Genomic DNA, 13,534 nt, shown 5'->3' with positions numbered 1-13,534 from the left:
ACTTTAATGAGTTGTTAAAAACTCAATATTTGGCAACAGGGGGTCTTGAACAACCCCCACACCGTTAAATCCCCAACGTTCGAGCAGCTTTTTGACAGAAGAACCAGAAATCGATTCTACCCCGAATCGATCGGCAACATCAGCAGCGTGGGCATTGAGATAACTCAAAGCGTCATAGTCTTCGCGGAACATCAGCAGGTAACTCACCGCCGAATCTGGATTGGGACAAGCGCTGATATATTTGCCGTCAGCACGAGAACGCAGCAAGTAAAAAACTTGGGATAACATTTTATCTTTTTCGTCAAAATAATAGATTAACTCAAATTGGGAATCGGGAATCGGGAATCGGGAATGGGGAATTGGGAATGGGGAATTGGGAATTGCAGTGCGAACTTCTAGCTCGCACTGCAATTGCACTGGGAAATAATTATAACTGCTCAACCGGACTCGATCGTCGCTCGGACTCGACAATCTAAATCAAAGTTAGCGCTAAACCTTTAATCCCTCGCCCGTCACCAATTTGACCGAGGATCGAAGCTTGACCGGTCGTCAAATTGATATTGTACAGGCCGGAAACTCCGCCAACCTCGATCGCAGCCAAAGCCCTCTCGTTACCGCCAACACTCCTGACATCAAAGCCGAGAACGGTACCAGCATCAATTCCCAAAGACCCGATCGAATTTAACACTCCATTATTCGGCGGATCTTGCCGCACCAAAACGTCTAAATTGGTGTCAATTACAAACAGCGTTGTCGAAGTTGCCCCGGCAAAGTTATTCACATAGGCAGCCCCCACACCCGCCGGAAGATTGCCAAAATTGCGATCGCCCGCAGCATAAGCCAAATTCGCGTCGAGTTGAATTCCCCCCGTCAGCGTGTCAAAATCGACAATTGCCCCCGTATCCGGGTTGAGGCGGGCGTTTTGACCGGCTTGATTGACAAACCGAATTCGATCGACCGTCGGATTGAAGTCAAAACCAGCAGCCCCCGGAGTTAGGGGAACAGCAAACTGCCCGTTACCGACTGCTGTTGCAGCCCCAGTCACCGGATCTATCGCGTACAAGCGATTGCTAGAACCCACACCGTAAAGCAAACCGTTAGCGGGGCGAAAATCAATTCCCAGCAAACTTTCTCCCGGCTGCAACCCCGTCACTGCCGCGTCGCTGAGAATCGCCTGCGGTGCGGCCTCGTTAAAACCGACAATTGTTTCGGCGCCATTTCTGACAGTTAAGGCGTAAGCTGTAGGCAAAGGCAAAGCCAAACCGTTAATCTCTCTCCCGTCGGCAATTTGACCGACAAAGGAAGCTTGACCGCTACTTAAATTGATATTGTACAAGCCCGAAACGCCCCCAACTTCCAGTGCCGCCACCGCGACATCGCGGCCGCCAACACTCCTGACATCAAAGCCGAGAACGGTACCAGCATCAACTCCCAAAGATCCGATCGTATTCAACACTCCATTATTCGGCGGATCTTGTCGCACCAAAACGTCTAAATTGCTGTCAATTACAAACAAAGTTGTCGAAGTTCCCCCGGCAAAGTTGTTCACATACGCAGCCCCTGCTGCTGCGGTCGAACTTCCAAAATTGCGATCGCCCGCCCGGTAAGCCAAATTCGCGTCGAGTTGAATTCCCCCCGCCAGCGTGTCAAAATCGACAATTGCCCCGGTATCCGGGTTGAGGCGGGCGTTTTGACCGGCTTGATTGACAAACCGAATTCGATCGACCGTCGGATTGAAATCAAAACCCGCAGCCCCCGGAGTTAGGGGAACAGCAAATTGCCCGCTACCGACTTGACTTGCTTCTCCGGTTCTCGGATTGAGAGTATACAAGCGATTGCTAGAACCCACAGCGTAAAGCAAACCGTTAGCCGGTCGATAATCAATTCCCAGCAAACTTTCTCCCTGCTGCAATCCAGTCACGGGCAAATCTGTGATGACACTTCCCGGATTGGAAAGGCTAAAACCGACAATCCGATTAGTAGGAGTTAAACCATAAGCCGTTGTCAGCGGTGGAGGCGGGGGATTGGGAACAACGCTGCCAATATTATTCGTGAAACTTGCCTGGTTAATCGCACTTTGTCTCACCCCTCTGAGAGTAGCGAGAAATTCTCCTGTTACCCGGTCTTGAATAACAGTATCGTTTCCAGCTTCCAGAATATTTAAGTCGCTAAAATTGAGATCTCCCCCCAAACCGATTAAATCTGTACCGGGTGCAAAATCGGCGATCGCGTCCGCACTTGCCAAACTAACACCGCCGCTGGTACGGTTCGGGTCAGCCTCAGCGTAGCGCCTCAAAACAAATAGGTCTGCCCCGTCTCCGCCTACCAGGATATCAGTATCTCGATCGCCCGACAAAACATCATTGCCGGAGTTTCCCGAGATAGAATCGCTGCCTTTTCCGCCCACTAAAAAATCGTTACCTTCTCCGCCGTTAATAGTGTCGTTATCTAAATCTCCAAAAATCGAATCTTGGCCTAAATTGCCATCAATTAAATCGCTTTGCTTCCCTCCAAAAATGCTGTCATTACCCGAGTTTCCCGCAATGGTGTCATTGCCCATCAAACCAAAAATCAGGTCATCTTCTGAAGTTCCTGCTAGCAAGTTTGCTTGTGCGGTGTCTCTAATTTCGGCCATGCTCTCATCACCCTATATATTTAATACTTCCGTTGCCTAACGGCGGCGGTATTCTCTGTTCAAAATATCACAATTTCGCACTTTTAGGATAGTTTTTCTTATTTTCTGCTGTAGGGGCTGGTTGCAATAAAAGTATTACACGCAGCTAAAATGATATATAAACCCGCCCCCCGATTCAAATAAACCCACTCCTCAATACAGATCGCTTAGCCGTATTTTATAGTTAGGTGTTTAGCTAGCGGGCGATCGCAGCTCAACTGCAAACAGGCAAGCTGAAATTTTTATCTGTGCGAACTTACAGCGTATCCCAGGTTTATGAAGTGCAGCTTTAGACAAAGCCCAGGCTAAGTCCCTACGGGGATTTATCGATAGCCTGGTCTACTGCATAAACCGGCAATCTGCTGTATAAAATTTTGTACTGCGTTCATATAGTAATATACGCTGAATCTCTAATTTTGGATCTGTACAGTCAGAAATTATTTTTAAACTTTAATCTTAAAGCCTGCGAAGGTGGGCTTTGTGTGTGTAGCGGCGACAACCATCGCTCAATATAAAGTGGATTATAAACGCGGAATTGGCATAATAAGTGGAACAGTCGTCTGAAGAGGAATTAAGCTTTCAGGCAGGGGTTTAAGCCCCTGCCTGAATCGGAGTTTCACGTTCGATCTCTTCCCCTGCTTTTTCAAGCTTTCAGCAGTGCTTTAGAAGCTGATTCCCCTGCGAGTTTGAGTTGCGATCGCAATTTGAGATTCAACAACACCAAGACACTCCACTGACTCAGCATGGAGATAAAAATCGTATTTCCTGACGCTGCCAGAGACGACAAAGACCAAAAGCCACCAAATGTTGAAGACAACCAGAGAATAGGAGCTTTTTCTGGGGTTAGCAATAGCATAGATAAAATCAGAGGCGGCAACAAGAGAGCGCTGCCGACTGTGCAGGCGGCCCAAATTTCCTGATTTCGGGTTTTGGTAAATAGGAATAGTTGGGTGATAGCTGCGTAAATTAGGATGAGATTCAGGCAGAAAATTACACCCCCAAATCCATTATTCTCACTTTTTTCCAACAGCGCCCAAGGTGTTAAAATTATTACTGAGCTGAGGAAATTGATCGCGATCGCAACTACAGCCGGACTTTTATCGCTCCAAATTAAATCGAGTAGTGGGTAGCGCCGCCACAGCTTCTGATTGCTGGGAACGATTTGTTTCCGATACCTTGCCCAATCGTACAATGATTGTCTGTCAGATGTTAAAGCTGCAATTAAAGCTAAGAACATCACCAAATTCAAGATAAGTAAAAAGATGAGATTACTGTTGCCTGCTGGGGGGGCTGATTGGAGTGCAAACCCTAAAAATATTACCTGACAGCAGATAACTAGCAAATAACTTTGCCGCTTGCTCAAAACTGTAGCACTGGGATTTGGAAAGCGGCGCTGCCATCCCTGCCACATCCAGTAGGTTCCTGTACCACAAACCAAGAGACACAAAGCAAGGCCAATCGCAATATTTGTACCCACTGGCAAGTAAAACCATTGCAACTTGTCTAAGTTTTCAACTAACGAATCGAAATCACCTTTATCAACTAGAAAAAGCTGATATCTCACGATAGCAAGGGGAGACAAAAAATGTAACACATCCAAAGCACCTCGCGTGAGCGGGAGCCAAGAAATCCCAAACACAACAAAAGCCATAGCGCTAGCCAACCAACGTTGAAATCCTCCCAACCAACTGGTTGTCAATCCAAATAGCATCGCAGTGCTGTAAAACAAAGCACAGCTAGCTGCAACCGCTATGTAGAAACATAAAATTTCATTCAGGGGTATTTGAGCAGCTAATCCAGCGTACAGGTGCAGGGGTACGGCCAGAATTGTTGCTAAATAAAGTAAAATTGGTACGCCAAGAATTTTGCCCACAAAAATTGTTTTAGCAGACTGGGGACTGAGGCGAATAAAGTTGAGCGTCCCGCGGCGTTCCTCCTTGTCTAAGTCGCTGACTAGCATATAAGTCCCTGCTACTAATAAAGCTAAGACGCTCAATATGCTCAGCAAAATGAATATCTCTAGCCACCACATCGGCCAGTTAATCACAAAGTTGCCCAAGGCATCTATGACGCACTTTGTATCATAGGAATTGCCAGTCTCTAAACCGCAAAATCTGTGAGAGATGGGGTAAGTGTACTCCCCATTAGGAGGGGTAACGGGTATCTGGGCGCTGTAATACATCAATAGCAGCAGTTGAGCGCTTAGGGAAAAGGCCGAGGCGATCGCCATATTGCCAATATTCAAGCGGCCTTTGATTTCTCGAAATAACTGGGGATTCCAGTTGCCTATTTTGTCTGGTAAGTGGAGTGTCATTGGTTATCCGCGATTAGGAATGGGTAATGAGGTAGTTATAACTCACTGTTCATCTTGGTAACGAGAGAAAAAGCAAATTAGGATGCTTGCTGGTGTCCCATCTTGAGGAAGATGGTTTCTAAGTCTTCTTGAGTGCAGTGGAATTCGGTTAGGGGAATGTTGGCCGCGACGAGTTCGCGTAATAAATTTGCGGCATCTTCCGGGCTTCCTGAAAAATCTACGCACACCTGTTGAGTTTCCGGGATTATTGCCCAATTTTCCACCCAAGGAAAGTTTTTTAATGCCGATATTAGCGCTGCTAATTTATTTCCTAAAACCGACATGAAAATTTGCTGGCGGCTGAGGCGTTTGTAAAGTTCTTGTAAAGGTGCGCTTTCGACCAGATATCCGAGTTCCATGATACCAACCCAGGTACAAAGTTCGGCTAAGTCGCTGAGGACGTGAGATGATATGACTACCGTCATGCCGGCTTCTCGCAAAGCTTTGATAATTTCGCGGAACTGCATTCGGGCGATCGGATCTAAGCCAGAAACTGGTTCGTCTAACAACAACAATAGCGGTTCGTGGATAATAGTTCTCCCCAAACTCAGGCGCTGTTTCATCCCCCGCGAAAGGGTGGAAATTAAGCTGTTGCGCTTGTTGGTTAGTTGCACGAGTTCTAACACGGAATTGATTCGCTCTCGGCGGCGCGGTTGCTGGAGGTTGTAGAGTCGGGCAAAATAGTCTAAATAATCCCAAACTGTCAAGTCGTCGTAGAGGGGAAAGTCATCGGGAAGAAAGCCGATGCGCTGTTTGAGAATCGGGTGCGATCGATCGCGCAATAACCTATCCCCGTTGATGTAAATTTCCCCTACAGTCGGTTCCTCAGCAGCCGCCAACATTCGCAGCAAAGTAGTTTTGCCGGCACCGTTGGGGCCGATCAGTCCGCATACTTCGCCTGCTGCTACTTGCAAATCGATGTCATTGACGGCTGTATGGCGATCGAATTGTTTCGTCAGTCCGCGAGTTTCTATTGCTAGTTGTTTTGCCATGTTTGGAGGGTGAATGAAGTTTTATCGGTGCATTCCTGGCATAAACAGTCTTAGACGCATCGCAACCAAAGAAACCTGGTTTTTTCTCGTTTTCACGCGGTTTAACTAAGTATTCTCGAAAAAAACCCGGTTTCAGGGCACCCGTGCGTAAATCCCGATCGAAATAGATGCCTACAGCTAGCCTAGCTCGTTCTTCCAGGAATTGTCATCTCGTTTCTGAAATTAAAACAAGGACATTCTCGATCGCTGAAATCCTTGCTACTATAAACTCTTCCTTCTTCCTTCTTCCCTCTTCCTTCTTCCTTCTGCTATATCAAGTCTGCACGGAAAATTCCTCTGGATCGATATCCCAATTTACCCAGCGAATTGCCTCCCTAGCTGATATCAGGTTAGGTGGAACTCTCAAAGCGTGAATGAATCCCGTACTCGGACAAGTCATTTTTAACAAATAAATCGGCTCGACATCAGCATTATCTATTTGTAATAGTGCATATTCCTGCCAACTATCTATTTGTTTTGCTGACAATTCTTGAATGATGCGAGCGTATCCAATTCCTTGAATTAACACTCGCCTCAGCTCGGCATTCTCTTCTGCTAAAAGCCATTGGGATTGCCATTTATTTGGGTGGAATTTGCCGTATTCTTCAGGCAATCTGACGCCGTGATAATAGTAAAAATTCCATCCGTCCGCAAACTCAATGGCAGGTTCTCCTTCCGCGTGCAAGCGGTTTTGACTGTCAAAGCGCAGGTGGCGGGGGCGATCGCACACAAAGCAAGTTTTTTCAAAGGGAAATATAAAACCGCAATGCTCGAAAAGCAGCTTTTGGCAGCGAAGTATTTCTTGTGCCTTTTGTGAAATATTGACGCCTAATGAAGATATATACCATTGGGTTAAATAAATTTCTTTAAACAAAGTCGTGGGGGTTTCAGGAAGTATCAGGTCGAACAAATAATCGGGAAAAACATTCCCCTTCGTTTGTTCCGATCGCACATAGCTGTCAACCAATTCGTACACTAGCGAAATCAGTGTGCTGTCTGCTTCGGGCTCGATCGTCATGCAAGAGAGCTCATACTTCCACACGGCCTGATTTGCAAACTCTCTCACAATAGATTGGGACATCGTTTCCCAGTTTAGCTTTTTCCCCAATCTATTGCTGTCCCATTCGTCTGAGCAGTTTTGTAAATGGTCGTGTTTGCGCAAGTTGAATATTTGGAGATAAGCGTCGCGGGGACTGGTGCAAATAATAACGGAGGGTTCTTCTAGGCCAATAGCTGCATAGGCAAGTTTGACTGCTTCTGTGGCTTTTTGACCATCAATTGGTCTAGTCGAGAGAGTAAGACGTTTCTGTGCGATTTCGCCGCCTAACACGCACAGAGCGGTAATTTCATGGTACCAGATCTCGAGTGTTGTCAGATTGGTGAGCTTGCGCAAGGCGCTGATATCGCTAATTTGATTGTCCCCGAGATGCAGTGTTGTCAGATTGGTGAGGTTGCGCAAGGCGCTGATATCGGTAATTTGATTGGCCCCGAGATACAGTGTTGTCAGATTGGTGAGCGAGCCGAGGAAGCTGATGTCGGTAATTTTATTCCTGTCGAGATACAGTGTTGTCAGATTGGTGAGCGAACCGAGGAAGCTGATGTCGGTAATTTGATTGTCGAAGAGAGTCAGTGTTTTCAGATTGGTGAGCCATCGCAAGGCGCTGATGTCGGTAATTTGATTGTCGAAGAGCTCGAGTGTGGTCAGATTGGTGAGCCATCGCAAGGCGCTGATGTCGGTAATTCTATTGTAGCTGAGCTCGAGTGTGGTCAGATTGGTGAGCGAGCCGAGGAAGCTGATGTCCGTAATTCTATTGTAGCTGAGAATCAGTTGTGTCAGATTGGTGAGAGAGCCGAGGAAGCTGATGTCCGTAATTTGATTGTAGCTGAGAATCAGTTGTGTCAGATTGGTGAGAGAGCCGAGGAAGCTGATGTCCGTAATTTGACTGTGGCAGAGAATCAGTTTTTTCAGATTGGTGAGCGAGCCGAGGATGCTGAAGTCGGTAATTTGATTGAAGTGGAGATACAGTTTTGTCAGATTCGTGAGCGAGCCGAGGATGCTGATGTCGGTAATTTGATTGCTGTTGAGATACAGTTTTGTCAGATTGGTGAGCGAGCCGAGGATGCTGATGTCGGTAATTTGATTGCTGTAGAGATTCAGTGTTGTCAGATTGGTGAGCGAGCCGAGGAAGCTAATGTCGGTAATTTGATTGCTTTGGAGATTCAGTTTTGTCAGATTCGTGAGCGAGCCGAGGAAGCTGAAGTCGGTAATTGGATTGTTGTTGAGATACAGTTTTGTCAGATTGGTGAGCCACCGCAAGGCGCTGATGTCGGTAATTTGAGTTTCGTCGAGATTCAGTGTGGTCAGATTGGTGAGCGAGCCTAGGAAGCTGATGTCGGTAATTATATTGTGGTACAGATTCAGTGTGGTCAGATTGGTGAGCGAGCCGAGGAAGCTGAAGTCGGTAATTCTATTCCAGCTGAGATTCAGTATTGTCAGATTGGTGAGCGAGCCGAGGGAGCTGATGTCGGTAATTTGATTGTAGCTGAGATTCAGTATTGTCAGATTGGTGAGAGAGCCGAGGAAGCTGATGTCGGTAATTCGATTGTCGTAGAGAATCAGTGTTGTCAGATTGGTGAGCGAGCCGAGAGAGCTGATGTCGGTAATTTCCTTGTAGCCCAGATCCAGTTCTGTCATGGTTGAAAGTATCTGCTCCGCTTCTTCAGGGTCATCAGTGCCAGCCTTTTTTAACAACACTTCAACTGTGTGCCTTGCCGATTCTGAAAGACTGTCAATATGCCTGCACCAGTCGTCAAAGCGGCTAAAACTTATTGGCTCGTTTGGTTGTTCTTCTGACATAAAACACTCCGAGATTGGTAATGGGGTCGGGGGCCTAGGGCATGGGTAATGGGAATACTGATGACTGTTGACTGATGACTGATGACTGTTGACTGTTGACTATTACAAATCGCCCTTGCGTACCTCATATTACTGAGTTAAGTCTACTATTTCAAATCTTCCAGCTTAATCCTCGGCTCGACAGCTTCCAGCAGCAAATCCGCCAAAGAATTCCCAACAATCAACATTGTCGCACCCATCATCAAACTTGCCATTACTAAATACAAATCTTGATTGTTCACCGCATCCAGAGTCAGCGAACCCAAACCCGGCTAATTAAAGAAATATTCGGCAATAAACGTACCGCTCAACAAACTAGCTTGCCTCAAAACCCAACAGCGTAACCAACGGATTAACAGCATTCCGCAAAGCATGAATGTAAATTACTCGATCGCCCCGCAAATCGGCGAGCCCCTGCGGTTCGGATATAATCTTGACGCAGCACGTCCAACCATTGTCCGCGCCTCAATCTTTGCTTCCCAGCAAAACCAGTAAGGCTCAAAGCGACAGTTGGCAAAATTAAGTGCCAGCCGTAATCGAGGATTTGGCCCCACATTCGGTAAGTCTGCGCGATCGATACAAGTCATTCCTCCGACGGGAAACAGAGGCTTCGTATTCTGAGCAAAAAATATTAGCAGCAACGCTGTTATAAAGCTCGGAAATCCTTGTCCGGTGTACCTGACTTTGTAGAAATCCATCGCCGCAACTAGATCAAGTCTGCACGGAAAATTCCTCGGGATCAATATCCCAATTTACCCAGCCAATTGCCTCCCTCGCTGATGTCAGGTTAGGCGGCACTCTCAAAGCGTGAATGAATCCCGTACTCGGACAAGTCATTTTTAACAAACAAATCGGCTCGACATCGGCATTATCTATTTGTAATAGTGCATATTCCTGCCAACTATCTATTTGTTTTGCTTCTAATTCTTGAATTAGGCGATCGTAACCAATTCCTTGAATTAACACTCGCCGAACTTCGGCATTCTCTTCTGCTAAAAGCCATTGGGATTGCCATTGATTGGGGTGGAGTTGACCGTATTCTTCAGGCAATCTGACGCCGTGATAAAAGTAAATTTTCCATCCATCCGCAAACTCAATCGCAGGTTCTCCTTCCGCGTGCAAGCGGTTTTGACTGTCAAAGCGCAGGTGGCGCGGGCGATCGCACACCACGCAAGTCTTTTCACAGGGAAATATAAAACCGCAATGCTCGAAAAGCAGCTTTTGGGAGCGAAGTATTTCTTGTGCCTTTTGGGAGAGATTGAGGCCTAATGAAGAGATATACAATTGGGTCAAATAGATTTCTTTACACAAACTCGTGGGGGTTTCAGGGTCTTTCAGGAAGAACAAATGAGTGGGCCAAACCTTCCCCCTGATTCCTTTTGATTTCGCATAGCTGTTAATCAATTCGTACATTAGCACAGTCAGTGTGCGGTCGGCTTCAGGCTCGATCGTCATGCTATCGAGATCGTACTGCCACACCCCCGGACTTGCGAATTCTCCCACAATCAATGGGGACCTCAATTTCCCGTCTAGCCTTTCCCCCGGTCTATTCCTGTCCCATTCGTTTGAGCAGTTTTGTGAATGGTCGCGTTTGCGCAAATTGAATTGGAGATAAGCGTCGCGGGGACTGGTGCAAATAATAACTTCGGGTTCTTCTAAGCCCATAGCGGCATAGGCAACTTTGACTGCTTCTGTGGCTTTTTGAGCATCAATTAGCGTAGTTGAGAGAGTAAGACGTTTCTGTGCGAGGAGGCCTAACACTCTGATATCGGTAATTTGATTGTCGTAGAGATCCAGTTTTGTCAGATTGGTGAGCTTGCGCAAGGCGCTGATATCGGTAATTTGATTGAAGTTGAGATCCAGTGTTGTCAGATTGGTGAGCTTGCGCAAGGCGCTGATATCGGTAATTTGATTGAAGTTGAGATACAGAGTTGTCAGATTGGTGAGCAAGCCGAGGAAGCTGATATCGGTAATTTGATTGTTGTTGAGATTGAGTGTTGTCAGATTGGTGAGCGAGCCCAGGAAGCTGATGTCGGTAATTTGATTGTTGTAGAGATACAGTTTTGTCAGATTGGTGAGCGAGCCCAGGAAGCTGATATCGGTAATTTGATTGTAGCTGAGATTGAGTGTTGTCAGATTGGTGAGCGAGCCGAGGAAGCTGATGTCCGTAATTCTATTGTTGTTGAGATGCAGTCTTGTCAGATTGGTGAGCGAGCCGAGAAAGCTGATGTCGGTAATTTGATTGTAGCCCAGATGCAGTGTTGTCAGATTGGTGAACGAGCCGAGGAAGCTGATATCGGTAATTTGATTGTAGCTGAGATTGAGTGCTGTCAGATTGGTGAGCGAGCCGAGGAAGCTGAAGTCGGTAATTCTATTGTTGTTGAGATCCAGTCTTGTCAGATTGGTGAGCGAGCCGAGAAAGCTGATGTCGGTAATTTGATTGTAGCCCAGATTCAGTGTTGTCAGATTGGTGAGCGAGCCGAGGAAGCTGATATCGGTAATTTGATTGTTGTAGAGATCCAGTTCTGTCAGATTGGTGAGCGAGCCGAGGAAGCTGATATCGGTAATTTGATTGTTGCCCAGATACAGTTCTGTCAGATTGGTCAGCGAGCCGAGAAAGCTGATGTCGGTAATTTGATTGTTGCCCAGATACAGTTTTGTCAGATTGGTGAGCGAGCCGAGAAAGCTGATGTCGGTAATTTGATTGCGGTCGAGATTCAGTGTTGTCAGATTGGTGAGCGAGCCGAGGAAGCTGAAGTCGGTAATTTGATTGCTGCACAGGTTCAGTGTTGTCAGATTGGTCAGCGAGCCGAGAAAGCTGATGTCGCTAATTCCAGTGTTGCACAGATCCAATTCGGTCATGCTTGAAAGTATCCGCTCCGCTGCTTCAGGGTCATCAGTGCCAGCGTTTTTTAACAACACTTTAACTGTGTGCCTTGCCTCTTCTGAAAGACTGTCAATATGCCTGCACCAGTCGGCAGAGCTGCTAAAACTCATTGGCTGGTTTGGTTTTTTTTCTGACATAAAACACTCCGAGATGGGTAATGGGGCATGGGGCATGGGGCATGGATAAGGGGAATACTGTTGACTGTTGACTATTACAAATCGCCCTTGCGTACCTTCTGTTACTGAATTAAGTCTACTATTTCAAATCTTCCAGCTTAATCCGAGGATCGACAGCTTTGAGCAGCAAATCTGCCAACAAATTCCCCACAATCAACATGGTCGCACCCATCATCAAACTTGCCATTACTAAATACAAATCTTGATTGTTCACCGCCTCCAGAGTCAGCTTTCCCAAACCCGGCCAATTAAAGAAATATTCGGCAATAAACGCACCGCTCAACAAACTAGCAAACTCAAAACCCAATAGCGTAATTAACGGATTAACAGCATTCCGCAAAGCGTGAACGTAAATTACTCGATCGTCCGGCAAACCTTTAGCGCGTGCTGTTCGGATGTAATCTTGACGCAGCACGTCCAACAATTGTCCGCGCATCAATCTTTGCAAACCAGCAAAACCAGTAAGACTCAGGGCGACAGTTGGCAAAATTAAGTGCCAGCCGTAATCGAGGATTTGGCCCCACCAAGGTAAGTCTGCGTGGTCGATACTTGTCATTCCTCCGACGGGAAACAGAGGCGAAGTATTCTGAGCAAAAAATAGCAGCAGCAACGCTGTGATAAAGCTGGGAAATCCTTGTCCGGTGTAGCTGACTACTTGCAGAACTCGATCGACTGTGCGGTTTTGATTGACCGCGGCGACAATTCCCAAAGGAATCGCGATCGCCCAAGTTACAATCAAAGATGCGATCGCCATCAATAACGTCGCCTGTACCCGTTCCCACAGCAGCGAAGCTACGGATCGCTGATACACAAAACTCGTGCCAAAATTCCCCCGCGTCACAATTTGTTGCAGCCACCGCCAATACTGCACAATAGCTGGTTTATCTAAGCCGAACTGCTGTTCTAGTTGCTTGAGAGTCTCCGGCGAAATCTTGGGATTTTGGCTCAAAGTATCCAAGTAATTTCCCGGTGCTAGCTCAATAATTGCAAAACAAAGAGCCGATGCCAAAAATAGGGTTAAAAGTGCCTGCAACAGTCGCTTGAAAACATAAGTAAATGTCTCGCTGCCAAACAGAGAACTCAACCCTCGCCAATTTTGATTCAATTTAATAGAAGTCATAGGATTTTAGATTTTAGGTTTTAGATTTTAGATTGAGTAATTGTGAATCACTCATAAATACCAGGGTGGGAAACACGGGCTTACATTTGCATTCTTTTTTCTAACTGGTATCATTAGTTCATGCTTATACCAATCCTAAATCATTTGTGAATTTCTTACTCCCGAGCGAGCGGGTTCGGGGAGGGTTGGGGGGGGTAAAAAGTTTACCACTCCTGCAAGGATTGCTATATATGCAAATCCGGTTATAGCAACCGCCAAGACGGTTAGCACGTTGTTAATGGCTGAAACGATTGATTTTATTGGTTCTTCCTTCTTCCTTCTTCCTTCTTCCTTCTTCCTTCTTCCTTCTTCCTTCTGCTATACATCGGAATTATACTCTCGAAGCTGAGTGGAACGA

The 13,534-nt window shown here is 46.4% G+C and carries 5 protein-coding genes and 5 pseudogenes; all 10 read right to left on the bottom strand.

Annotation, left to right across the window (positions count from 1 at the left end):
- Positions 1-3: 3 nt before the first annotated feature.
- On the bottom strand, positions 4-471 hold the full coding sequence (locus tag QUB61_RS39785; RefSeq protein WP_445300185.1) for a hypothetical protein: 468 nt from the start codon (positions 469-471) through the stop codon (positions 4-6).
- Position 472: 1 nt separating this feature from the next.
- On the bottom strand, positions 473-2,635 hold the full coding sequence (locus QUB61_RS05165; protein ID WP_333126227.1) for a DUF4394 domain-containing protein: 2,163 nt from the start codon (positions 2,633-2,635) through the stop codon (positions 473-475).
- 682 nt (positions 2,636-3,317) lie between these two features.
- Positions 3,318-4,988: a hypothetical protein gene (locus QUB61_RS05160; RefSeq protein ID WP_333189855.1), complete on the bottom strand. Its 1,671-nt coding sequence runs from the start codon at positions 4,986-4,988 to the stop codon at positions 3,318-3,320.
- A gap of 77 nt (positions 4,989-5,065) precedes the next feature.
- Entirely contained in the window at positions 5,066-6,019 is a 954-nt protein-coding gene (locus tag QUB61_RS05155; protein ID WP_333133898.1) for an ABC transporter ATP-binding protein, read from the bottom strand.
- 313 nt (positions 6,020-6,332) lie between these two features.
- Positions 6,333-6,899 (bottom strand): annotated as a pseudogene (locus QUB61_RS39780) (DUF6745 domain-containing protein); the annotation flags it as partial.
- A 507-nt stretch (positions 6,900-7,406) separates the two neighbouring features.
- Positions 7,407-8,753 (bottom strand): annotated as a pseudogene (locus QUB61_RS39775) (leucine-rich repeat domain-containing protein); the annotation flags it as partial.
- A 308-nt stretch (positions 8,754-9,061) separates the two neighbouring features.
- A pseudogene (locus tag QUB61_RS05145) lies at positions 9,062-9,637 on the bottom strand (ABC transporter permease); the annotation flags it as partial.
- Positions 9,638-9,665: 28 nt separating this feature from the next.
- Positions 9,666-10,163 (bottom strand): annotated as a pseudogene (locus QUB61_RS39770) (DUF6745 domain-containing protein); the annotation flags it as partial.
- 558 nt (positions 10,164-10,721) lie between these two features.
- Positions 10,722-11,816, bottom strand: a pseudogene (locus tag QUB61_RS39765) (leucine-rich repeat domain-containing protein); the annotation flags it as partial.
- Positions 11,817-12,096: 280 nt separating this feature from the next.
- Complete coding sequence (locus QUB61_RS05135; protein WP_333133894.1) at positions 12,097-13,137, bottom strand: ABC transporter permease; 1,041 nt, start codon at positions 13,135-13,137, stop codon at positions 12,097-12,099.
- Positions 13,138-13,534 lie beyond the last annotated feature (397 nt).

The sequence above is a fragment of the Microcoleus sp. C2D2 genome (assembly GCF_036702495.1).
Lineage (GTDB): Bacteria > Cyanobacteriota > Cyanobacteriia > Cyanobacteriales > Microcoleaceae > Microcoleus.
Note: the sequence above shows the minus strand (reverse complement) of the source record. Positions and strands in the feature narration are given on the sequence as shown.

What these genes read in the sequence shown, in the direction of transcription:
- QUB61_RS05155 (WP_333133898.1), bottom strand. Translation starts at nt 6,019, where the DNA reads ATGGCAAAACAACTAGCAATAGAAACTCGCGGACTGACGAAACAATTC.
- QUB61_RS05160 (WP_333189855.1), bottom strand. Translation starts at nt 4,988, where the DNA reads ATGACACTCCACTTACCAGACAAAATAGGCAACTGGAATCCCCAGTTA.
- QUB61_RS05135 (WP_333133894.1), bottom strand. Translation starts at nt 13,137, where the DNA reads ATGACTTCTATTAAATTGAATCAAAATTGGCGAGGGTTGAGTTCTCTG.
- QUB61_RS05165 (WP_333126227.1), bottom strand. Translation starts at nt 2,635, where the DNA reads ATGGCCGAAATTAGAGACACCGCACAAGCAAACTTGCTAGCAGGAACT.